The 22,670-nt window shown below is 68.8% G+C and carries 22 protein-coding genes and 2 pseudogenes; 15 read left to right on the forward strand and 9 right to left on the reverse strand.

Features of this window, described 5'->3' with window-relative positions; translation table 11 throughout:
• The 10 genes and pseudogenes from BM145_RS08365 to BM145_RS08410 form a co-directional block, all read left to right on the forward strand.
• Nucleotides 1-376: pseudogene (locus BM145_RS08365) on the forward strand (methyl-accepting chemotaxis protein); the annotation flags it as partial.
• 37 nt (nucleotides 377-413) lie between these two features.
• Entirely contained in the window at nucleotides 414-674 is a 261-nt protein-coding gene (locus BM145_RS08370; RefSeq protein WP_093333214.1) for an STAS domain-containing protein, read from the forward strand.
• A gap of 15 nt (nucleotides 675-689) precedes the next feature.
• Nucleotides 690-2,809 (forward strand): annotated as a pseudogene (locus BM145_RS08375) (chemotaxis protein CheA).
• A complete protein-coding gene (locus tag BM145_RS08380) occupies nucleotides 2,806-3,666 on the forward strand; it encodes a CheR family methyltransferase (protein WP_093333215.1) in 861 nt (286 codons plus the stop codon). Before BM145_RS08375 ends, BM145_RS08380 begins: the two are co-directional and overlap by 4 nt.
• Nucleotides 3,663-4,694 carry a protein-glutamate methylesterase/protein-glutamine glutaminase gene (locus BM145_RS08385; RefSeq protein ID WP_093333216.1) on the forward strand — a complete coding sequence of 344 codons (1,032 nt, stop codon included), beginning with the start codon at nucleotides 3,663-3,665 and terminating at the stop codon, nucleotides 4,692-4,694. The genes BM145_RS08380 and BM145_RS08385 overlap by 4 nt, the downstream gene beginning before the upstream one ends.
• Nucleotides 4,691-5,251 (forward strand): chemotaxis protein CheD, encoded by a 561-nt coding sequence (locus tag BM145_RS08390; RefSeq protein ID WP_093333217.1) that lies wholly within the window; start codon nucleotides 4,691-4,693, stop codon nucleotides 5,249-5,251. Before BM145_RS08385 ends, BM145_RS08390 begins: the two co-directional genes overlap by 4 nt.
• 29 nt (nucleotides 5,252-5,280) lie before the next feature.
• On the forward strand, nucleotides 5,281-5,643 hold the full coding sequence (locus BM145_RS08395; protein ID WP_093333218.1) for a response regulator: 363 nt from the start codon (nucleotides 5,281-5,283) through the stop codon (nucleotides 5,641-5,643).
• Nucleotides 5,644-5,666: 23 nt separating this feature from the next.
• Nucleotides 5,667-6,107, forward strand: a complete 441-nt coding sequence (locus BM145_RS08400; RefSeq protein WP_093333219.1) for a chemotaxis protein CheW — start codon at nucleotides 5,667-5,669, stop codon at nucleotides 6,105-6,107.
• Between the two features lie 30 nt (nucleotides 6,108-6,137).
• Nucleotides 6,138-7,139: a chemotaxis protein CheB gene (locus tag BM145_RS08405; protein ID WP_093333220.1), complete on the forward strand. Its 1,002-nt coding sequence runs from the start codon at nucleotides 6,138-6,140 to the stop codon at nucleotides 7,137-7,139.
• Nucleotides 7,127-7,426, forward strand: a complete 300-nt coding sequence (locus tag BM145_RS08410) for a hypothetical protein (RefSeq protein WP_093333221.1) — start codon at nucleotides 7,127-7,129, stop codon at nucleotides 7,424-7,426. Before BM145_RS08405 ends, BM145_RS08410 begins: the two co-directional genes overlap by 13 nt.
• Here BM145_RS08410 and dcd read toward each other — a convergent pair.
• The 3 genes from dcd to trmB all read right to left on the reverse strand — a co-directional run bounded on the left by dcd (nucleotide 7,421) and on the right by trmB (nucleotide 11,042).
• A complete protein-coding gene (dcd, locus tag BM145_RS08415; RefSeq protein WP_093333222.1) occupies nucleotides 7,421-7,975 on the reverse strand; it encodes a dCTP deaminase in 555 nt (184 codons plus the stop codon). The genes BM145_RS08410 and dcd overlap by 6 nt on opposite strands.
• A 73-nt stretch (nucleotides 7,976-8,048) precedes the next feature.
• On the reverse strand, nucleotides 8,049-10,226 hold the full coding sequence (locus BM145_RS08420; RefSeq protein ID WP_093333223.1) for a TonB-dependent receptor: 2,178 nt from the start codon (nucleotides 10,224-10,226) through the stop codon (nucleotides 8,049-8,051).
• A gap of 126 nt (nucleotides 10,227-10,352) precedes the next feature.
• Nucleotides 10,353-11,042, reverse strand: a complete 690-nt coding sequence (trmB, locus tag BM145_RS08425; protein ID WP_093333224.1) for a tRNA (guanosine(46)-N7)-methyltransferase TrmB — start codon at nucleotides 11,040-11,042, stop codon at nucleotides 10,353-10,355.
• Nucleotides 11,043-11,107: 65 nt separating this feature from the next.
• Between trmB and BM145_RS08430 the strand changes: the two genes are divergently transcribed.
• From BM145_RS08430 to BM145_RS08440, 3 genes are all read left to right on the forward strand, one after another.
• Entirely contained in the window at nucleotides 11,108-11,917 is an 810-nt protein-coding gene (locus BM145_RS08430; protein ID WP_093333225.1) for a formate/nitrite transporter family protein, read from the forward strand.
• 10 nt (nucleotides 11,918-11,927) lie between these two features.
• Nucleotides 11,928-12,539, forward strand: a complete 612-nt coding sequence (locus BM145_RS08435; RefSeq protein ID WP_177200132.1) for a phosphatase PAP2 family protein — start codon at nucleotides 11,928-11,930, stop codon at nucleotides 12,537-12,539.
• Between the two features lie 121 nt (nucleotides 12,540-12,660).
• Entirely contained in the window at nucleotides 12,661-13,290 is a 630-nt protein-coding gene (locus tag BM145_RS08440; protein WP_093333227.1) for a hypothetical protein, read from the forward strand.
• Between the two features lie 47 nt (nucleotides 13,291-13,337).
• On the opposite strand, the gene metK is transcribed toward BM145_RS08440, so the two are convergent.
• A complete protein-coding gene (gene metK, locus BM145_RS08445) occupies nucleotides 13,338-14,543 on the reverse strand; it encodes a methionine adenosyltransferase (RefSeq protein WP_093333228.1) in 1,206 nt (401 codons plus the stop codon).
• Nucleotides 14,544-14,583: 40 nt separating this feature from the next.
• Entirely contained in the window at nucleotides 14,584-16,134 is a 1,551-nt protein-coding gene (lnt, locus tag BM145_RS08450) for an apolipoprotein N-acyltransferase (RefSeq protein WP_245739193.1), read from the reverse strand.
• Between the two features lie 164 nt (nucleotides 16,135-16,298).
• Here lnt and BM145_RS08455 point away from each other — a divergent pair, with 164 nt between their 5' ends.
• Together BM145_RS08455 and BM145_RS08460 are read left to right on the forward strand one after the other, a co-directional pair.
• The gene (locus tag BM145_RS08455) at nucleotides 16,299-16,721 is read left to right on the forward strand and encodes a VOC family protein (protein WP_093333230.1); all 423 of its coding nucleotides are present in this window, start codon (nucleotides 16,299-16,301) and stop codon (nucleotides 16,719-16,721) included.
• Between the two features lie 6 nt (nucleotides 16,722-16,727).
• On the forward strand, nucleotides 16,728-17,030 hold the full coding sequence (locus BM145_RS08460; protein ID WP_093333231.1) for a polyhydroxyalkanoic acid system family protein: 303 nt from the start codon (nucleotides 16,728-16,730) through the stop codon (nucleotides 17,028-17,030).
• A gap of 326 nt (nucleotides 17,031-17,356) precedes the next feature.
• On the opposite strand, the gene BM145_RS08465 is transcribed toward BM145_RS08460, so the two are convergent.
• The 4 genes from BM145_RS08465 to ybeY form a co-directional block, all read right to left on the reverse strand.
• Nucleotides 17,357-18,679, reverse strand: coding sequence for a PQQ-dependent sugar dehydrogenase (locus BM145_RS08465; protein WP_093333232.1), 1,323 nt, complete (start codon nucleotides 18,677-18,679; stop codon nucleotides 17,357-17,359).
• A 206-nt stretch (nucleotides 18,680-18,885) separates the two neighbouring features.
• Complete coding sequence (gene katG, locus BM145_RS08470) at nucleotides 18,886-21,102, reverse strand: catalase/peroxidase HPI (RefSeq protein WP_093333233.1); 2,217 nt, start codon at nucleotides 21,100-21,102, stop codon at nucleotides 18,886-18,888.
• Nucleotides 21,103-21,262: 160 nt separating this feature from the next.
• Complete coding sequence (locus BM145_RS08475; protein WP_093333234.1) at nucleotides 21,263-22,159, reverse strand: hemolysin family protein; 897 nt, start codon at nucleotides 22,157-22,159, stop codon at nucleotides 21,263-21,265.
• Complete coding sequence (gene ybeY, locus BM145_RS08480; RefSeq protein ID WP_093333235.1) at nucleotides 22,160-22,669, reverse strand: rRNA maturation RNase YbeY; 510 nt, start codon at nucleotides 22,667-22,669, stop codon at nucleotides 22,160-22,162.
• Between the last annotated feature and the right edge of the window lies 1 nt (nucleotide 22,670).

Here is a 22,670-nt window from a genome sequence, read left to right on the forward strand (position 1 = left end):
CATCATCGCCCGCATCAGCGAGATCAGCACGCTGGTCGGCAGCATCGCCTCTTCGGCCGAGCAGCAGGCCACGGGGCTCCAGCAGGTCAACACCGCGGTCAGCGAGATGGACGGTGTGACCCAGCAGAACGCCGCCATGGTGGAGCAGGCGACCGCCGCCGCGCGCAGCCTGGCGGAGGAAGCGGATCAGCTGGCCCGCCAGGTGGCGCGCTTCACGCTGGACGACGAGCCGCGCGCGGCGACGCCCACCGTCGTCCACAAGCTCCAGGCGCGCGCCGCCCAAGCCGGTCGCGACATCGCGCGCACCAGCCGTCGCCGGGTCGGGGGCGGCGGTGCCGCGGCCGCGGTGGCGGAGGACGACTGGTCGGCATTCTGACCGACCCGTCTCCCGCTCTCAGCATCAGGAAGCAGCCATGACCCTCTCCCTCGCTCCCGTTCTCGACACCGCCGCTGCCGGTCCGCTGCGGCTCGCGCTCTGCGAGGCGGTGAACCGCGGCGAGCCGCTCCTGCTCGACGGGGTCGCGGTGGAGCGCGCGGGTCAGGCCTGTTTCCAAGTGCTGCTGGCCGGGCAGGCGGCGGCAGGCCGTGCGGGACTCTCCTTCCGGATCGCCGACCCCAGTCCGCCGCTGGTCGAACTGGCGACGCTCGCCGGCCTCGACGACCTTCTCGCCTGACGCAGGAACGATACCGTGGACATCGATGCGATCCAGCAGATATTCTTCCAGGAGTGCGAGGAAGGCCTTGCCGGCATGGAGGCTAGCTTCGCCGCGCTGCGCGCCGGTGATCGTGAGCCGGAGACGATCAACGGCGTCTTCCGCTGCGTTCACTCGATCAAGGGCGGAGCGGGGGCGTTCGGGCATGAGCGGCTGCAGGCCTATACCCACCAGTACGAGACGCTGCTCGACCGCGTCCGCAACGGCACGCTGACGCTGACACCGGCACTGCTCGACCTGGTCATGGCGGCGTTCGACCTGCTCACCGACCATGTCGGCGCCGCGCGTGACGGTGAGGAGGCCCCGGCCGACGCAGCGATGCTGGATCGGCTCGCCGCGGCGTCGGGCGGTGAGGCGAGCCCCGCCGCGTTGGAGCCGGCCGTGGAGGAGGCCGCGCCATCCGTGGCCGCGCCCGACGATTTCGACGACCTCATGGCGATGCTGGGCGACGTCGCTGCTGCGCCCACCGCACCGGTCGCAGACCTGCTCGAAGAGCCGGTCGAGCCGGAGGTCGCCGACTGGCTGGTCGACTACTGACCAGCCGCCAACGCCTTCGACCATGGTGCCGAGCCGCTGCTGCTGTTGCGCGAACTCCGCACACTAGGCGGAACGATCACGGCGTGCGATCGCTCGACCTTGCCTTTGTTCGACGCGCTCGACCACGATTGCGCCTATCTCGGTTGGCGAATCTCTGTGCCGGGGCAGGTCGCGGAAGACGACATCCGTGCGGTGTTCGAGTTCACCGATGCTTGCGCCGTGACGGTCTTCCGCGCCAACGAAGCGCCCCCTGCGCCCGTCGAGCAACCGGTCGCGGCGCCCGTCGTCGAGCTGGTACCGGCCGTGCCCGCTCCCCCCGTTCCGAACGCCGCCGCACCCGCGCCGGTCACGGCTACCGCGCCACCGGCAGCGACCGTGGTAACGCAGACCATCCGCGTCGACCTCGACAAACTGGACCGGCTGGTCAACCTGGTCGGCGAACTGGTCATTACGCAGGCGATGCTGGCGCAGCGCCTCTCGGAACATGATGTGGGCAGCACGTCCGAGCTGACTGATCTCGAGCATCTGACGCGCGAATTGCAGGAATCGACCATGGCGATCCGCGCGCAGCCGATGAAGACGGTGTTCAGCCGCGTGCCCCGCATCATCCGCGAACTGGAGGGCGAGACCGGCAAGCGCGTGCGCCTGGAGGTCGAGGGCGAGATGACCGAGGTGGACAAGACGGTGGTTGAGCGGATTGGCGAGCCCCTGAACCATTTGATTCGTAACGCGGTGGACCACGGCCTCGAAAGCACCGCCGATCGTCTCGCCGCCGGCAAGCCCGCCGAGGGGATCGTGCGCCTGTCCGCGGCGCATCATTCCGGCCGCATCGTCATCACCGTCGCCGATGACGGCAAGGGCATCGACCGTGCGCGGGTCCGCGCCAAGGCGGTGGAACGCGGGATCGTCGCGGCCGACGCGACGCTGAGCGACGAGGAGATCGACAATCTGATCTTCGCGCCCGGTTTCTCCACCGCCGCGACCGTGTCCAACATTTCGGGCCGGGGCGTCGGCATGGACGTGGTGAGAAAGAACATCCAGGCGCTGGGTGGGCGGATCGGCATTCAGTCACGCGAGGGAACGGGGTCGAGCTTCTCGCTGAGCCTGCCGCTGACGCTGGCGGTGCTCGACGGCATGATCGTCACGTCGGGGCGCAGACCTTCGTCATTCCGCTGAGCCATATCGTCGAGAGCTTGAGGCCGACCGCGACGATCCTGAGCCGCTTCGGTGCGGACGGGTCGCTGCTCGACGTGCGCGGCGCCTACGTTCCCGTGCTGCCGATCGCCGATTACCTGGGCATCGCGGATGCCGAGTCCGATCCGGCGAACGCAGTGCTGATCGTCGTCGAAGGGGATCAGGGGCAGGTCGCGCTGCTGGTCGACACCATCCACGATCAGCGGCAGGTGGTGGTGAAGAGCCTGGAGGCGAACTACCAGGCGATCGAGGGCGTCGCCGGCGCGACCATTCTGGGCGACGGGCGCGTCGCGCTGATCCTGGACGTCGATGCGCTGACCGCACGCGGCCGCGTCAATCCGGCATTCCGGGCGGAGGCCGCGTGAGCGCCGCGCTGAGCACCGCCGCCCGCCCGCGCGAGTTCGCCTTCGCATCGGCCGATCACCGGGCGATCGCCGCGCTGGTCTACGACGAAGTCGGCATCCTGCTGCCCGACGGCAAGGCGCAGCTGGTCTATGGCCGTCTCGCCCCGCGCGTGCGCGCGTGCGGCCTGGACAGCGTCGGCGCTTATGTCACGCTGATCGGGCGCGATGCGGAAGAGCGCGGGCGCGCGATCGACGCGCTGACCACCAACCACACCAGCTTCTTTCGCGAGAGCCACCATTTCGACGATTTCAACGAGCGTATGTGGCCGACGCTCGCCGCGCGCGCGGCCAAGGGCGGGCGGGTACGGCTGTGGTCGGCCGCCTGCTCGACAGGCGAGGAGCCCTATACCTGGCTGATGGCGATGCTGGGCGACGATCGCGGCACCGCGCAGCGGCTGCTGAAGAACGACGTGCGGATGCTCGCCACCGACGTGTCGCCCACCGCGCTCGCCGCGGCGCGCGCGGGCCGCTACTCGAAGGACACGGTGCGCACCGTGCCTGCCGGCCTGCGCGCGGCCTGGCTGGAGGGGCGCGGCGAGCCGCTGACCGTGTCGCCGCTGTTGCGCGACGCGATCGCCTTCCGCCCGCTCAACCTGCTCGGCGAGTGGCCGATGAAGGGTCGGTTCGACGCCATCTTCTGCCGCAACGTCATGATCTACTTCGACGAGCCGACCAAGGCGCGGCTCCAGGAGCGGCTCGCGGATCGGCTGGAGGAGGGTGGCATGCTCTATATCGGCCATTCCGAGCGACTGACTGGCGGCGTCGAGAAGCGCTTCCGCTGCGTGGGCCGGACCGCCTATCTCAAGGTGACGGCATGACCGTGCGCACCCTGATCGTCGACGATTCGCCCGCGATGACGGCGATGATCCGGCGCAAGCTCGCCGCCGAACCCGGCATCGAGGTGATCGGCACCGCGGCCGACGCGCATGAGGCGCGCGCGCAGATCAAGGCGCTCGACCCCGACGTGGTGACGCTCGACATCGAGATGCCGGGGATCAACGGCCTCGACTTCCTGGAACGGCTGATGCGGCTGCGGCCGACGCCGGTCGTGATGCTGTCGACGCTGACCTCGCAAGGAGCGGAGGCGAGCATCGCCGCGCTCGAACTCGGCGCGTTCGATTGCTTCGACAAGGCGCGGCTCAACCGCCCCCTCGGGTCGACCTCCGCGCCGAGCCTCGCCGATTTGCTCCGGGCCGCCGCGCGTTCGCGCCCCCACGCGCCTGCGGCACGGGCCGCCGCTCCCGCGCGACCGACGTCCGCCTACGCGCCGCATCGCGACCGGATGATCGCGATCGGTGCGTCCACCGGTGGCGTCGAGGCGCTGATCGCGCTGCTGATGGAGTTCCCCGCCAACTGCCCGCCCACCGTGATCGTGCAGCATATGCCGGAGAGCTTCACGCCCAGCTTCGCGGCCCGGCTGCACCGGCTGTGCCAGCCGACGGTGGAGGAGGCGCGCCCCGGCGCCGTGTTGGAGGTGGGCAAGATCTATCTCGCGCCCGGCGGTGGCCGGCATTTGGAGATCGGCGGCACCGACGCGCGGCGGTATTGCCGGCTGGTGGAGGATGCCAAGGTCAACGGGCACCGGCCCTCGGTGGATCGGCTGTTCCACTCGGTCGCCAAGATCGCGGGCGCGAACGCGGTCGGCGCCATCCTGGCCGGCATGGGCAATGACGGCGCGGCGGGCCTGAAGGCGATGCGCGCGACCGGATCGATCACCTTCGGCCAGGACGAGGCGACCAGCGTCGTCTACGGCATGCCCGCGGTCGCCTACCAGATCGGCGCGGTGGCCGAGCAGCTGCCGCTACGCCGCATCGCGCCGCGCCTGCTCGCGGAGTGCCGCGCATGACCGCGCTCGCTTCCGCCTCCAGCTCCACCAACGCGTTCCGCCGGCTCACCGTGGCGCAGGGCGAGACCCGTGTCTCGGACGAGGACGACGTGATCCTGACCACGGTGCTGGGCAGCTGCGTCGCCGCCTGTTTCTACGATCCGGTCGCCCGGGTCGGCGGTATCAACCATTATCTGCTGGCCGACGGCACCGCCTCCGACACGGCCTCCATGCAACGCTACGGCGTCTACGCCATGGAGGTGCTGATCAACGCCATGCTGGCGATGGGCGCCTCGCGCCACCGGCTCAAGGCGCGGATTTTCGGCGGTGCGCGCATGCGCGAGGGGTTTCGCGACATCGGTGGTGCCAACATCGCCTTCGCCCGCCGCTTCCTGACCGACGAGCGCATTCCGCTGGTCGGAGAGGATGTCGGCGGGACCGGCGCCCGCCGGGTGGAGTTCCGCCCCGGGCTGGGCCTCGCCCGCTGTCGCGTCGTCACCGATGCGCGCGCGGTGCCCGTGATACGCCGCGTACCGCCACCGCCGCCGCAATCGACCGGCGATGTGGAGTTCTTCTGATGACCGATATCGCACGAGAAAGGATTACCGTGGCCAAGACGATCATGACGGTGGATGACTCGCCCAGCATGAGGATGCTGCTGCGCGTCGCGCTCACCGATCTCGGCTACGACGTGATCGAGGCGGAGGATGGCGTCCACGCGCTGGAGAAGCTGGGGGGCGTCGAACCCGACCTGCTCATCACCGACATCAACATGCCGCGCATGGACGGGTTCGGCCTGATCGCCGAGGTGCGCGGGCAGGGGCGGCGCAGCCTGCCCATCCTGGTGCTGACCACCGAGAGTTCGGACGAGAAGAAGCAGCGCGCGCGCAGCGCCGGGGCGACCGGCTGGATCGTCAAACCCTTCCACCCCGACAAGCTCGCCGCGGCGATCCGCCGCGTGCTCCATTGACCCCCGACGACAGGAGACCCGCGATGTCGCGTCAGCTCATCACCTTTCAACTCGGCGACCAGGTGCTGGGCGTCGACATCATGGCGATCCGCGAGATCCGCGCCTGGTCGCCGGCCACCCCGCTGCCCAACGTGCCTTCCTATGTTCGCGGCGTCGTCAACCTGCGCGGCGTCGTGCTGCCGGTGCTCGACCTGCGGCGCCGGCTGGGCTGGGGCGACACCGATCCCAGTGCGCGCCACGTCATCATTGTGGTGCATATCGGATCGCAGCTCCAGGGCATCATCGTCGACGCCGTCAACGACATCGTGACGATCGCGCCCGATCAGATGCAGCCGCTGCCCGACGTGGGCGACGCGGAGGCGTCGCGCTTCCTCGACGGGCTGGCGACGATCGAGCAGCGCATGATCCTGGTGCTCGCACTCGACCGCCTGGTCGAGCGTACCGATTACGCGGACGCTGCCTGAGCCTTTTTTCTTTTTACTAGGATTTTTCCGATGGCCGCCACCAAGGTTCTCGTGGTCGACGATTCGTTGACGATGCGCGCGCTTATCTCGGGCGCGCTGGAACGCATCCCCAACGTCCAGGTCGTCGGCCTGGCGGACGGCGCGGCGAAAGCGCGCGAGCTGGTCGCGCTATTGCAGCCCCACGTCATGACGCTCGACGTCGAGATGCCGGGCATGAGCGGCATCGACTATCTCGCCGAGATCATGAGCTCCAAGCCGATGCCCGTCATCATGTTCTCGACGCGCACCACCGAAGGGGCGGCGGACTCGATCGAGGCGCTGCGGCTGGGGGCCATCGACTGTTTCCCAAAGCCCCGCGTCGCGGCGCCGGCCGAACTGGACGCGATCATCGCCAAGCTGGGCAAGCGGATCAAGGCCGCCAAGGGCGCGGAGCTGCGCAAGGCGGCGGCGCCGGTCGCGGCGGCGGCACCACCGATCGACTGGAACGGGCGCCTGCTGGTGATCGGCGGCGACGCCTCCAGCACCGCCCGGCTGTTCGAACTGTTCGGCGCTTTTCCGGCCAATTGCCCGCCGACGCTGGTCGTCCAGCATCTGGGCCCCGGCCTGGTCGAGGGGATGGTGACGAAACTGGCGCAGCAGGTCACGCCCAAGGTGGTCGTCGCTGAGGACGGCATGGCGGTGGAGCAGGGCACGATCTACTTCGCGCCGCAGGGCGACCATCACCTGGTGGTGGACGCCTGGCCCTCGGGCACGCTCCGCCTGCTGCCGCGCGAGCCGGTCGCCGGGGAGCGGCCCTCCATTTCGCTGCTGTTCGCCGCGGCGGCCAAGGCGGCGGGGGCCAACGCGGTCGGCGCGCTGCTGATCGACGGCAGCGAAGACGGCGGCGGTGGGCTCAAGGCGCTGCTCGGGGCCGGCAGCTACGCCTTCTCGCCGGCGGCCAGCGGGGGCTACACGCTGGCGCGCAACATGGCGTCGCAACCGACGGCGAGCGACGCGCTGCCCGCCGCCATGCTGAAGCTGTGTTCGAAGTGATCGCGGTCGGCACCGTCGCCGTCGACCCGGCACTCGCCGACGCCCTGGCCGAAGAGCTGGTGCTGGCCTCCAAGCTGCTCGCCGATCTCGCCTATGATCTCGGTGCCGACGAAGCGGTGCTGCGTCGGCACATGGCCAGCCTGCAGGCGATCGACCAGGTCACGCAGACGCAGCTCGCGGTCGCGGCGGCGCTGCGCCAGCTCGATCGCACGGGCGAGCTGCTCGCGGGCGTGACGCTGGAGGACATGAAGACGCGCCTCGGCCGGGCGATGGCCGCGGTTTCATAATCGGGGCAACGTCACCCCGCGCTGACCCATATATTTGCCCAGCCGATCGGCGTAGCTGACCTCGCACGGTTCGTTGCCTTCCAGGAACAGGAATTGGCAGGCGCCTTCGTTGGCGTAGATCTTGGCGGGCAGCGGCGTGGTGTTGGAGAATTCCAGCGTGACGTGCCCCTCCCAGCCGGGCTCCAGCGGGGTCACGTTGACGATGATCCCGCAGCGCGCATAGGTCGACTTACCCAGGCAGATCACCAGCACGTCGCGCGGCACGCGGAAATATTCCACCGTGCGCGCCAGCGCGAAGCTGTTGGGCGGGATGATGCATACGTCGGTCTTGCGGTCGACGAAGCTGTTGGCGGCGAAGTCCTTGGGGTCGACCGTCGCCGAATCGACGTTGGTAAAGATCTTGAACTCGTCCGCCACGCGCGCGTCGTAGCCGTAGGAGGACAGGCCGTAGCTGATGCAGCCGTCGCGGCGCTGCGCCTCGACGAACGGCTCGATCATCCCGTCCTCCAGCGCGCGGGCGCGAATCCAGCGGTCGGACATCACGGACATCGGCAGCTTCCCCCTTGGCGCCGTGTCCATCGCCCGGATGCGTGCCGCGGGCAAGCCCGCGGCACGCGGGCCGTTACAGGCCGAAGCGCAGCGTGGCGCGCAGGTCGCGGCCGGCGAGCGGCGCAAAGTCCTTCAGGAAGCTCGCGTGGCGCCGCACGTTGACGTCGAACAGGTTGTTCGCGGACAGCAGCAGCGTCGTCTTGCTGTCGCGGCCGAACGGCGACAGGCTGACGCTGGCGTTGACGATCGTATAGTCCTTGGTCGGCGTCTCGAACGCGGTGATGCGATCCTGGTCGAACAGGTGCTCCACCTCGCCGCGCAGCGTGAAGCGCTCGCCCTGCGCTTCCAGCCCGCCGAGCACGCGCGCCGGGGGGATGCGCGGCACGGGGCCGAGGTCGACGATGTTGGCGTGGACGTAGTCGCCGAGGACGTCGCCGTTGATGCGGGTGGTGCCGAGCGTGAACAGCGTCGCCGACAGGTCCGCCTCGAACCCGTAATAGCGCGCGTCGGCCTGCTGATACTGGAAGCAGGGCAGGTCGACCTCGCGGCCGGACGGCGCGGCGGCGGCGGCGCACACCGCCTGGTCGACCTGGTTCTCGGAAATGTAGTTGGAGAAGCGGTTGTAATAGGCGGAGGCGTCGAAGTTCACGGCGCCGGTATGCGCGTGCAGCGTCGCCTCCAGTCCCCACGACTTCTCCAGCCGGAAATCGGGATTGCCGAGCTCGTACGCCTGCGTGCCCGCGTGCGCGCCGTTGGCGAACAGTTCCTCCGCCGACGGCGCCCGCTCGGTGCGCGAGCCGTTGAGGCCGAGGCGGACGGCGTCGCTGACCTCGTAGGAGGCGCCGAGCGAGGCGGACAGCGCGTTGAAGCTGCGCTGGCCGGCGAAGAACCGGTTCAGCGTGTCGTTGCGCGCGGCCAGGTCGCTCCACTCGTAGCGCAGGCCACCCTCGGCACGGAAACGGCCGCTGGCATATTGCTGCAGCGTGAAGAGGCCGGTCTGGTTGGTCTCGTTGCGCGGCAGGAAAGCCTCGTCGCCGACGACGTTGAACAGGCGGTTGAGGTACTGGATGCCCGACGCGCCCGTCCAGCCGCCGCGGTTCGCCTGGACGACCTCCAGCCGACCCTCGGTGCCGTTGTTGTAGAAGGCGGTGCCGACGGACCCGTCCTCCTCCAGCTCGAAATGGCGGTAATCGGCATGGCCCAGCCGGATACGGATACGGTCGAACAGGCCGCCGCCGGTCTCCACCTCGCCGCGCAGGTCGTAACGGTCCTGCTTGATGTCGAGCCGCGGCGCCTCCTGCTCCTGCCCGACCTCGGTCGCGTAGCGGAGCGGCACGCCGTACAGGCTGTCGTAGCGGCTGTAGGAGACGCCCAGGTTGCCGGTGTCGGTGATGATGGAGGCGCCGGCACCTGCCGTCCACGTCCGCGACGCCGAGTTGGGCAGCCGGTTCCTGATCGCGGCGGACGCGGCGAAGTCGATCGGCTCCTCAGCGCCGGGCTGGGGCAGGCCGACCTGGCTGAGCGCCGCCGCGCGTGCCTGGCGCGACAGCGCGAAGCCGCCGATCTCCAGGTCGTCTGTCTTCAGGTACGATCCGTCGGCGTGCAGGACCAGATACTCGCCGACCGCCACGTCGGCCGCGGCCTGGCCCGACCGCTCGTTGGCGGCGCTGCCGTAGTTGGCTAGGGCGTTCAGCCGAAATCCGTTCTCCGGCCGGGTGCGCGGAATGCGGGTGTCGACGACGTTGACGACGCCGCCCACCGCCGACGAGCCGAACAGCAGCGCGGAGGGGCCGCGCAGCACCTCGATCCGCTCGGCGAGCAGCGGGTTGATGACCACCGCATGGTCGACGCTGGTGTTGGACACGTCGAACGAGCCGATGCCGTCGGTCAGCACGCGCACGCGCTCGCCCTGGAAACCGCGCAGGATGGGGCGCGACGCGGACGGGCCGAACGACGTCGCCGACACGCCGGGCAGCCGGGACAGCGTCTCGCCGATCGTCGGGCGCAGGTCGCGGGTCAGCGCCTCGCCGGTCAGGACGGAGGTGCCCTGCAACACGTCGCGCTCGCTCTGCGGCACTGGCGCGGTGACGATGATGTCGGGGCCGAGCACCGGCGCGCGCGACGAGGTGGTGGCGGTGCCGGCGGCGGATGGGGCAGCCCCCGGTGTGGACGCCGGGCCTGACGTGGACTGGGCGTGCACCTGCGTCGCCACCAGCGACAGGAACGCGACGCCGGCGAGATATCTGGTCATGCTGCTCTTCCCCGAACTGACGGGGAGGCGCCTAGACGTGATGAAACAACATATCAAGGGAGGGGCGGCTGGATGACGCTTTTGTCATCGCCGGGCTTCAGCGCCCGGTCTTCAGGGCGGGACCGCTCACACCCGTTGGTAACGGAAATACCAGACCTCGTGTCTCTGCCGACGCGCCTTGCGCTCGTAGCGGGTCTCCGGCCAATCGTCGGGCCGGGTCAGGAAATCGGCGGCGGTCGTCGCCGTCCAAGTGAAGTCGCGGCGCTGGTTCATCACCATCATCGACCAGCGGCAATAGGTAGGATCGTCGGTGCCCAACCGGAACTCGCCCCCCGGCTTCAGCTTGGCGGCGATCGCGTCGAGCGGGCCGTGGTTCATCATCCGCCGCTTGGCGTGGCGCGCCTTTGGCCAGGGATCGGGATGGAGCAGGTAGACGCGCTCCAGCGAGGCGTCGGGCAGCCGCTCCACCACCTCCAGCGCGTCGCCCATGTGCAGGCGGACGTTGGCGAGGTCGCCGTCGCGGATATGGTTGAGTGCACCGACGACGCCGTTCAGGAACGGCTCGCACCCGATGAAGCCGGTGTCGGGATGCGCGGCGGCCTGGCCGGCGAGATGCTCGCCCGCGCCGAAGCCGATCTCCAGGTGCAGGGGGCGTCCCTGTCCCTGGGCCTCGCCGAACAGCGTCGCGGCGTCGAGCGGCCCGTCGGGCACGCTGACCCGAGGCAGCAATTCCTCGACCAGCGCCGCCTGTCCCTGGCGCAGCTTGTGGCCTTGGCGACGGCCGTAGAGGCGGCGGATGATGCTGGGATCGTTCATGGCCGGCTGCCCTATCGCTCTTGCGCAGCGGAGCAAAGTCGCGGGCGGCTCGTTCCACCGCTGCAATGGCAGAAGCTGACGACGGCGACGTCGACGACCTCAAGGCGGCGAACGCCCGCGAGCTTCACCAGACGGTGCGCGAGGAGGGCGAGGGTGAGCTGCGGCGGCCGTTCGCGGCGCTGTTCTGGTCGGGCCTCGCCGCCGGGCTGGCGATCAACACGTCGCTGATCGCGGAGGCGGCGCTGCACCGCGACCTGCCCGACGCGCCGTGGCGCCACTTGGTGGTCGCGCTGGGATATCCGATGGGTTTCCTGATCGTCATCCTGGGCCGGATGCAGCTGTTCACGGAGAGTACGGTCACCGCGATGCTGCCGGTCGTCACCAGTCCCTCGCGCTGGGCGGCTGCGCGGACGCTGCGGTTGTGGGCGATCGTGCTCGGCGCCAACCTGGTCGGGACGATGATCGCGGCGGCGCTGATCGACGCGGGCATGCTGGGCGACGATGCGCTGCGCACCGCCGCGCTGGAGGTGTCGGAACGCATCCTGGAACTGGGCGCGTGGGATACGTTCCTGAACGCTATTCCCGCGGGCTTCCTGATCGCGACGCTCGCCTGGCTGTTGCCCAACGCGCGGGACCAGGCGTTCTGGGTGATCCTGGCGGTGACCTACGTCGTCGCGGTGGCGGGGTTCAGCCACTCGGTGGTCGGATCGGACGAGGCGTTCCTGCTGCTGTTCGCGGGACGCACCGGGATCGCGCAGACGGCGTTCTCGCTGATCGCCCCGGCGGTGCTCGGCAATCTGGTGGGCGGCGCGGGGCTGTTCGCCGTGCTGGCGCACGCGCAAGTCAGGAGCGATGCCGACCATGGCGAGGGATAAAGCAAAACGCGTGGCCCGACGCGTCGGCCGGGCGGACCGGCGCCACGCCCATGCCGCGACGCGCGCGTTCGACGGGCCGCTGATGACGCTCGCCGGGGAGGCGAGCGAACTCGCGGATCAGCCACCGCTGATCGCGCTGTCGGCGGCGACGATCGTGGCCGGCGTCGCGCTGCGCCGGCCGGTGGTGCTGCGCGCCGGCGTGCGGATGCTGGCCAGCCACCTCGCCGCCACCGGCGTCAAGACGATCCTGAAGAGTATGATCGATCGCACCCGTCCCAGTCGCGCAGTGGCCGAGGGTTACCATGTGGGCAAGGGCGACGGCGCGGACGACAGCTCGCTCAACTCCTTCCCGTCCGGCCATACCGCGGGCGCGGTCGCCGTGGCGCAGGCGGTCGCCGCCGAGGCGCCCCTGGCGGCGTTGCCGTTGCAGGCGGCGGCGATCGGCGTCGGTGCGCTCCAGCCCCGGCGCGGCAAACATTATCTGAGCGACGTCCTCGCCGGTGCCGCCATCGGCTGGGCGTCCGAACGGCTGGTCGACGCCGTCCTGCGCCGCGTCGCCGCCGCGATCGAGGCGCACGACGCCCCCGATCCCGAGGAGGAAGCCGCGGCGCATCCGAGCTGATTGTGCGTCGTGTAAAGACGTATCCGAAACGGAACGAATTCTACATCGTTAACCATCCAGCTTCATCGCCGTTACAAGTCTCGACGTCATGTCTCGCCCTACTCGAAGTGGGGAGACGTTCATGCGGAAATTCGACGGGCTGATCGTTGCTGTGGCAGCGACGGTTTCGACAGGAGTTGCGGCGCAAGAGGTGATTAGCTGGGGTGCGCCAATCGCGACTACGGGAGCATATTCCTATTTTCCAATGGGCACCGCCTTGCATCTCACGACGCGAACGGAACTCAATACCAAGCAGCATCGCGCGGGAGACCGTTTTTACCTCGAAGTCGCGGAACCGCTGATTTATCGCGGTCAAGTCGTCGTGCCGGTGGGTTCTGTTGCGGTGGGCGAGGTGATGCGCGCAGAGCGCAACGGCCATTTCGGTAAGCGGGGCAAGCTCGATATTCGCCTGCTCCACGTGCAAACGCCCAGTGGCCCCATTCGGTTGACAGGTCGATCCAGTCGCGAGGGAGTCGGGCAGGGCGCGTTGTCGATCGCCGGAGGCATTCTCGTCGCTTGGCCCATGTTTTTCATCCACGGAACTAGTGGCCGTGTACCTGCCGACACGAGCGTGACCGCTTATCTTGCGGACGATCTGCGGTTTGCCATTCAGTCGCCTACGGCACAGACAGCCAGGATCGCCTATCCCGACAAGCAGGAGCAGGCCAAGATTCTACCGGCGCGGTTTGATCCCAGCGTCTTTAATCGGTAACTTTCCTGATGTCGGGAGGCCCGGCCGATGGCCGGGCCCATAATCCACTACGCGGCGACGGCGGCCTTGAGCCGATCGACCAGGTCGGTCTTTTCCCAGGTGAACAGATCACCCTCGGCGTCGCGGCCGAAATGGCCGTAGGCGGCCGTCTTCGAGTAGATCGGCGCGTTGAGCTTCAGATGCTCGCGGATGCCCTTGGGCGTCAGGCGGACGAGCTTGGGCAACGCCGCCTCCAGCACCGCCTCGTCGACCGTGCCGGTGCCGTGCGTGTCGACGTAGACCGACAGCGGCTCGGCGATGCCGATCGCGTAGGAGAGCTGGATGGTGACGCGCTTGGCGAGGCCGGCAGCGACGACGTTCTTGGCGAGATAGCGCGCGACATAGGCGGCCGAGCGGTCGACCTTGGTCGGGTCCTTGCCGCTGAACGCACCGCCGCCGTGCGGGGCGGCGCCGCCATAGGTGTCGACGATGATCTTGCGACCCGTCACGCCGGCGTCGCCGTCCGGCCCGCCGATCTCGAACAGGCCGGTCGGGTTGACGTAGATCTTGTCCTCGGCCGGCAGCCAGCCCTCGGGCAGCACCTCGGCGAACACGCCCTTGACGTAGTCGCGCAGGCGAGCCTGACCGGCGTCGTTCGACAGGTCGGCCGAGTGCTGGGTGGAGACGACCAGCGCGGTCGCGCGCACCGGCACCTCGTTCTCGTACTGAAGCGTCACCTGGCTCTTGGCGTCGGGCTCCAGGAACGGCGCGGCGCCCGAGTGGCGGTCGGCCGCCATCTTCTCCAGGATCTTGTGGCTGTAATAGAGCGTGGCGGGCATCAGGCCGGGCGTCTCGTCGGTGGCGTAGCCGAACATGATGCCCTGGTCGCCGGCGCCTTCGTCCTTGTTGCCGCTCTCGTCCACGCCCATCGCAATGTGGGCGGATTGCGGGTGGAGGTTGTTCTCGAAACGGAAGGTCTGCCAGTGGAAGCCCGACTGTTCGTAGCCGATGCGCTTCACCGTCGCGCGCACGGTCTGCTCGATCTCTTGCTGTACGCCCTCGGCCCAGTTGCCGTCGGCGTCCATGATGCCCTTGCCGCGGATCTCGCCGGCCAGCACGACCAACTGCGTCGTGGTCAGCGTCTCGCAGGCGACGCGCGCCTCGGGGTCCTTGGACAGGAACAGGTCGACGATCGAGTCGCTGATCTGGTCGGCGACCTTGTCGGGATGGCCCTCGGAAACCGACTCGGACGTGAAGATGAACGAAGAGCGCATCAGTGCCTCATAACGATATAAAGATAGCTTTATATGGGCACTAACGCGCGCGTCGCCGGATGGCAATCGCGAGTGTGGCCAGCGCCAGCGCGACGATCGCGGCGAGCCAGTTGCCGGCGCGCGCGAACAGGGTCGGGGGCATGGCGGGGGGGAGCGGCAGCTCGATCGCGCCCGCGGTCTCGTGCGGCACGGTGGCGAGCAGGCGGCCGTCGGCGGCGATGATCGCGGAGATGCCGGTGGGCGTCGCGCGGACGATCGGCAGCCCCTCCTCGATCGCGCGCAGCCGTGCCTGCGCCAGATGCTGCGGCGGGCCCCAGCGACCGAACCAGGCGTCGTTCGACGGGTTGAACAGCAAGCGCGGGCGCCGCGCCTCGTCGACGACCTCGCCGGAGAAGATGATCTCGTAGCAGACCTGGATGCCGACCGGCCCGACGCCCGGCCAGGCGAGCGCGCGCGGGCCGGGACCGGAGGTGAAGTCCATGCCGCCCGGCACCAGCCGTGCGAGCCCCAATGGCTTCAACAGCCATGGCATCGGCAGATACTCGCCGTAGGGGACGAGGTGCGCCTTGTCGTAGCGGCCCGTGATCCGCGCCGTCGAGTCGATCGCCAGCACCGAATTGCCGACGCCGACGATCTCGCCACGCCGGTCGAACGACAGCGTCGGGGCGTTGGTCATCAGCGTGTCGCCGGGGCCGAGCACGCGCGCGATCCGTGCCCGCACCCATTCCGCCGGGCGGCCCGCATACCAGCCGCGCGGGTAGCCGCTCTCCAGAAGGTCGTAGATCAGCCCTTCCGGCCAGACCACCAGCCGGGGCACGCGGCCGGGGCGACCGGACAGGCGGATCAGCTCGGCCAGCGACCGCTCGCCCGCCTGCTCGCCGCGCTCCTCGTTGCCGATGTTAGGCTGCACCACGCGGATACGCGGGGCATCGACGGGGGCGGGCGGCGCGTCGGTCCACAGCGCCGACAGCGCGGCGAGCGCGACGCCGGCCGCAACGATCGCGGGCATCGCCCAGCGACGGCGGGCGGCGAGCAGCAGCGCGCCGCTCGCGACCACCGTCAGTCCCGACAGGGCATAGGTGCCAACGAACGCGGTCAGGCGCGCGACGCCGATCACCGGCAGCCAGATCGCCGCCAGCGGGTCCCAGGCGTAGCCGGTGAACAGCACCGCGCGGAGATACTCGGTCGCGATCCACGCCGCGCCGAACAGCAGGGTCCATGCGGCGTCGGGTGCACGCCCACGGAACCGCCAGGCGATCCCCGCCGCCGTCATCGGGTAGACGGCGAGGTACAGCGCCAGCGCCACCGCCGCGAAATAGCCGAACACCGGCGGCATCGCATCCTGGAAGTCGAAGGCGTGCTGGAACCAGTTGTTGTTGACGGTGAAATGCCCGACCCCGAACATCCAACCCCGCCATAGCGCCGCGCGGAACGTGGGCGCGGCGTGGATCAGCGCCATCCAGGCGGCGAGGCCGGCGAGGGTGAGCGGCCACCATGAGAGCGGCGCGAAGCCGCAGGCGGCGACGGCGCCGAGGAGAAGGCAGGAGAAAGCGGGGAAGCGCAGGGCGAGCCTGCGAATAGGGGTGAACACCGAACCATTCCTTATCGTCACCCCGGAACTCATTCCGGGGTCCACCGCGCGGCAGGAGCAACGGCGTCGATCCCTGCGGGACGGTGAACCCCGGAGCAAGCCTGTCGTGAGCCTGTCGAAAGGTCCGGGGTGACGGAAAAAGACGGGGGCTGTAGGCTGTGCTCATGACGCTGCGCCCCTTCCACCTCGCCTTCCCCGTCCACGATCTCGATCACGCGCGCGCCTTCTACGGCGGCGTGCTGGGCTGCGCGGAAGGGCGGTCGAGCGACCAGTGGATCGACTTCGAATTGGCCGGGCACCAGACCGTCGCCCATCTCGATCTCGCCGCGAAGCCCGTCGTGGTGGCCAACGAGGTCGACGGCCACCACGTCCCCGTGCCGCATTTCGGCGTGATCCTGACCATGGACGACTGGCAGGCGATGGCGACCCGCGTCCGCGCCGCCGGCATCCCCTTCGGCATCGAGCCGCACGTCCGCTTCGCCGGACAAGCGGGCGAGCAGGCGACCATGTTCTTCCGCGATCCCAGCGGCAACGCGCTCGAATTCAAGGCGTTCGGCGACGACGCTTCCATCTTCGCCAAGGATTGATCCCATATGGCCCAGCCCATCTCGCTCGACATTCCCCACTCGCTCGGCAAGGAGGGCGTACGCCAGCGCCTCGACGGCGGCATCAGCCGCATCACCGAGAAGATTCCCGGCGGCGGCCATGTCCAGCATCGTTGGGAGGGCGACACGATGCACTTCACCGTCTCCGCCATGGGGCAGAGCGTGAATTCCACCGCGACCGTCTACGCTGACAAGGTCCACGCAGTCGTCGACCTGCCCGGCTTTCTCGGCGTGTTCGCGGGTCAGGTAAAGGCGGTCATCGAGCGCGAGGCGCCGAAGCTGTTGAAGTGACGCCGTCGTTCATGCGCGCAGCGACGGGTCTGTGCTGGTGGGAGCGCGCGTCGGTGATCGCTGCATGACGTACTTTGCCGTCGAGATGAAACAGGTTCTGCTCGGCGTATCTGCGATCGCCATGGTCTCGACGGTACCATCGCCGACGATCGGCCGAACGACCTGCCTTTCGCCGTGAACGTACAACCGAACGCCGACAGGTGTCGCATCGTCGTCGATGGCAAAGAGAGTGACGGTTGATCGACCCGTTCGTGCTGAGCGAAGTCGAAGCACAGGCCGCGAACGGTTGACTTAGGGCCTGCCCTTCGACTTCGCTAAAGGCGAACCTATCGGCCCGTCACTCGCCAGATCTTGTTGCCGACGTCGTCCGCGACCAGCATCGCGCCCGTGCGGTCGCCGATCACGCCGACAGGACGGCCCATCGCCTCGCCGTCCTTGTCGAGGAAGCCCGTCAGCACGTCGACGGGCTTGGCGTTGGGTACGGGATAGCCGTTGGCGGCAAAGGGGATGAAGACGACCTTGTAGCCCGATACCGGCGTGCGGTTCCACGATCCGTGCTCGCCGATGAAGGCACCGGTGGCGAACCGGCTGCCGAGCTTCACGTCGTCCGCGAAGGTGAGGCCGAGCGCGGCGACGTGCGGCCCCAGCGCGTAGTCGGGGCGCTTGGAATATTCCTGCAGGCTGGGGTTCTTCGGCTCGACCCGCGGATCGGGATAGCCGCCCCAATAATACCAGGGCCAACCGAAATGATCGCCGAACTCGACCTGCGTCAGGTAATCGGGCGCGAGATCGGAGCCGAGCATGTCGCGCTCGTTGACGACGGTCCACAGGTTGCGGGTGACCGGGTTGAGCGCCATGCCGTTGGGATTGCGCAGGCCGGCGGCGAATACCCGCCAGTTGCCGTCGGGCCAGACCTGGAGGATGTTGGCACGATACTTCTCCGCTGCCATCCCTTTCTCGGCGATATTGCTGGCCGAGCCGACCGAGACGAACAGCGTCTTGCCGTCGGCGGCGGCGATAACGTTCCTTGCCCAGTGGTTGCCGGCCGGGTTGAGCTTCACCACCGTCTCGGGCCGGGCGGTGATCCGCGTCTGACCCTCGGTATAGGGGACGCGGACGAGGGCGTCGGTGTTGGCGACGTAGAGCTGCCCGTCCAGCAGCGCCATGCCGAAGGGCGAGTTGAGCCCCGACATGAAGACCGATCGCGTCTCGGCGACGCCGTCGCCGTTCGCGTCGCGCAGCAGGGTGATGCGGTTCGCCGAGGGCACGCCGGCGCCGGCGCGGCCCATCAGGAAGTTCATCACGCTGGTAACCAGGCCGGGGCCCTCGCGCGGCGGACTGTTGGTCTCGGCGACCAGCACGTCGCCGTTGGGCAGGCGGTAGAGCCAGCGGGGATGGTCGAGCCCCTCAGCGAAGGCGGCGACCTGAAGCCCGGCCGCGGGCGTCGGCTTCGCACCGGCAGGCCAGCCGACCGCCTTGGCGACCTTGACGGTGGGGATCGTCTGGACGCGGGGCGCGGTGATCTCCGGCCGCGCGCCGGTGACCTGGGCGAGCGGCACCTCGGCCTTGTCGGGCCAGGCGAGGTAGACGACGACGCCGATCGCGATGACGACGACGATCGCGAGGACGCGGAGGACGTGTTTCAGCATGGGGGGAACGTAGGCGGGGAGCGGGACGTGGGCAACGGGGGTTCCAACTTCATCGTCAAGCCGGGCTCCTCCCGGCATCCAGGGCCACGAACGACAGCGCTGCTTGACCCTGGATCCCGGGACAAGCCCGGGGTGACGCCAGATAGAACGGGAAAGGCCGCCGGCATCGCTGCCGACGGCCCTCCTGTCCGCGTCGGAACGGTCGCTTAGGCGAGTAGATCGTAGCGGTCGGCGTTCATCACCTTGGTCCATGCCTTGACGAAGTCGGTGGTGAACTTCTCCCCGGCGTCGGCGCAGGCATAGACTTCCGCCAGCGCGCGCAGCTGCGAGTTGGAGCCGAACACCAGGTCGGTGCGCGACGCGGTCCACTTGTGATCGTGGGTGCCGCGCGTGGTGCCGACATATTCCTGGTCGCTCTCCTCCGACACCTGCTTCCACACCGTGTTCATGTCGAGCAGCCCGACGAAGAAGTCGTTGGTCAGCTGGCCCGGACGATCGGTGAAGACGCCGTGCTCCTTGGCGCTGGAATGGTTGGCGCCCAGCACGCGCAGGCCGCCCACCAGCACCGCCATCTCGGGCGCCGACAGGCCGAGCAGCGACGCCTTGTCGATCATCAGCTCCTCGGTCGGCACGGTGTAGCGCGTCTGGAGATAGTTGCGGAACGCGTCGGCCTTGGGCTCCAGCACCTTGAAGCTCTCGGCGTCGGTCTGCGCCTCGGTCGCGTCGACGCGGCCGGGGGTGAACGGCACCTCGATCGTCGATCCGGCCGCCTTCGCCGCCGCCTCGATGCCGACGCTGCCGCCGAGCACGATCAGGTCGGCGATCGAAACCTTCTTCTCACCCTTGCCGTCGAAGTCGGCCTTGATGCCGTCATAGACCTTCAGGACGCGGGCGAGCTGCTCGGGCTCGTTGACGTCCCAGTCCTTCTGCGGCGCAAAGCGGATGCGCGCGCCGTTGGCACCGCCGCGATGATCCGACTTGCGCCAGGTCGAGGCCGACGCCCAGGCGGTCGACACCAGCTCGGCGATCTCCAGGCCGGAATTGGCGATCGCTTGCTTGAGCGACGACACGTCCGAGGCGTCGATCTGCGGGTAATCGGCCTTGGGGATCGGGTCCTGCCAGATCAGCTCCTCGGTCGGTACCTCAGGGCCGAGGTAACGCTGCACCGGGCCCATGTCGCGGTGGGTCAGCTTGAACCAGGCGCGCGCCCACGCATCGGCGAAGTAGGCGGGGTCTGCCCGGAACTTCTCCATCACCGCGCGGTAGGCCGGGTCGACCTTCAGCGCCATGTCGGCCGAGGTCATCATCGTCGGGACCTTCTTGCCCTCGACGTGCGCCGACGGGGCGAGCGTGTCCTCGGGATTGCCGACCGGCTGGAACTGATGCGCGCCGGCGGGGCTCTTCGTCAGCTCATACTCGTGGTCGAGCAGCATGTCGAAATAGGTCATGTCCCAGGTGATCGGCGTCGGCGTCCACGCGCCCTCGATTCCGCTCGTGATGGTGTCGTCGCCCATCCCGGTGCCGTGCGTCGACGTCCAGCCGAGGCCCTGCGACGTGATGTCGGAGCCTTCGGGCTCCTTGCCGACCTTGGACGAGTCGCCGTTGCCGTGCGCCTTGCCGAAGGTGTGGCCGCCGGCGGTGAGCGCCGCAGTCTCCTCGTCGTTCATGCCCATGCGCGCGAACGTCTCACGCATGTCGCGGGCCGAGCCCATCGGGTTGGGGCAGCCGCCGGGACCTTCCGGGTTCACGTAGATCAGGCCGTGCTGGATCGCCGCCAGCGGCTCCTCCAGCGCCATGCCCGCTTCCTCGTCGATGCGGGTCTGGCCGAGCCATTCTTCCTCGGTGCCCCAGTAGATGTCCTTCAGCGGCTCGAACACGTCGGCGCGACCGCCGGAGAAGCCGAAGGTCGGGCCGCCCATCGATTCGATCGCGACGTTGCCGGTCAGGATGAACAGGTCGGCCCAGCTGAGCGCGCGGCCGTACTTGGCCTTGATCGGCCAGAGGAGACGACGCGCCTTGTCGAGGTTGCCGTTATCCGGCCAGGAATTGAGCGGGGCGAACCGCTGCGCGCCCGATGAGGAACCGCCGCGCCCGTCGCCGGTGCGGTAGGTGCCGGCCGAGTGCCACGCCATGCGGATGAAGAAGGGACCGTAATGACCGTAATCGGCCGGCCACCAAGGCTGGCTGTCGGTCATCAGCGCGACGAGATCCGCCTTCACCGCGGCGTAATCGAGCGTCTTGAACGCTTCGCGATAATCGAAATCGTCACCGTAGGGGTTGGTCGACAGGCCTTCGACCTGGAGGATCTCCAGCGGCAGCGTGTCGGGCCACCAGTCGCGCGCGGTGCGACCGAGCAGCGCGCGCGCGGCGGCGGGCTGCTTCTTGGGATCGTTGATCGGGCTGCCTTCGGTGATGGCGTCCATGTGATGCTCCTGTTCTTGGCGTTCGCTTGTCGACCTAGATAGGCGGGTGCGCGACGGATTTCGAATGCAATTGCCTTGTGGCGGAGAGTGGCGAAATCGATCAGTGACGCGGCGATCCGTGCCCGTTACGTCCGTCGTGATCGGGCGGGGCGACGGGGTGTCACTCCTCTTCGATCTCCATCGCCGCGGGCGGGTGAAGCCGCAGCCGGTGGATACGACGCTCGTCGGCTTCGGTCACCTCCAGCTTCCAGCCGGAGAAATGGCCGACGCATTCGCCCACCGCGGGCACATGCCCCTTGAGCACCGCCGCGAGGCCGCCCAGCGTGTCGACATCGGCATCCGTCTCGGCGAGGCGGGGATCGACGGTGTGGGCCACCATCTCCAGCGGCGCGCGCGCGTCGGCATCCCAGCCGCCGCCATCGAGCGGCACCAGCAGAGCGGTCGGCGCGTCGTCGTGCTCGTCCTCGATCTCGCCGACGATCTCCTCGATCAGGTCCTCGATCGTGACCAGGCCCTCGGTGCCCGAATACTCGTCTAGCACCACCGCCAGGTGGACGCGGCGCTGGCGCATGTCGGCGAGCACGTCGAGCGCGCCGCGGCTCATCGGCACGTAGAGCGGCTCGCGGATCAGCGCGGCGATGTCGGCCGGGTGCTCGGCACCGGTCGCCAGGATGGTGAACACGTCCTTGATATGGACCATGCCGATGATCGTATCGAGCTTGTCGCGGTACACCGGCAGCCGGCTGTGGCCGGCCTCCGCGAAGATCTGGACCAGGTGCGCGAAGCTGGTCTTCTCCTCCACCGCGACGATGTCCGCGCGCGGCACGCCGACGTCGCCCGCGTCGCGCTCGCCGAAATGGAGCAGGTTGCGCACCATCTGCCGCTCCAGCGGCGAGAGGTCGCCCTTGGCATCAGGCGCGGGATCGCCTTCATGCCGGTCGATTGCCTCTTCCAGCTGGTCGCGCAGCGACTCCTCCGGCGCGCCGAAGATGAGCGACTTGAGGCCGCTCCAGATGCTGTCCTCGCCCGGCTGGGCGCTACTTCGGTCCTCGGGCAATCAGTCCTCGCGTACAGAATAGGGGTCGGCGATGCCGAGGGTGGCGAGTGCGGTGCGCTCGATCTCCTCCATGGCGTCGCCGTCCGCGTCGGTCAGGTGGTCGTATCCTAGCAGGTGGAGCGTGCCGTGCACCACCAGATGCGACGCGTAATCCTCGGCCGATACGCCGCGTTCCGCCGCCTCGCGCATGCAGACGCCGTGCGCGAGCACGATGTCGCCGAGCAGCACCTCGCCATCGTCCGAATTGGCGCTGATCGTTTCCAGCAGATCGGGTTGCACCATCGGAAAGGACAGGACGTTCGTCGGTTTGTCCTTGCCGCGATACTGGCGGTTCAGATGGTGGACCTCCTCGTCCGAGGTGAGCCGCACGCTCACCTCGACCAGCGCCGGCGTGGTCGCGAGCGGTCCGTGCGGGGTCTGCGCCACCGCCGCGCGGACGGCGCGGGTGGCGAGGGCGGTCCAGTCCCGCTCGGGCCAGGGCTCCTCCTGGGAGAGTTCGATCTCGATCATC

The sequence above is a fragment of the Sphingomonas rubra genome (assembly GCF_900115745.1).
Classification (GTDB): domain Bacteria; phylum Pseudomonadota; class Alphaproteobacteria; order Sphingomonadales; family Sphingomonadaceae; genus Sphingomonas; species Sphingomonas rubra.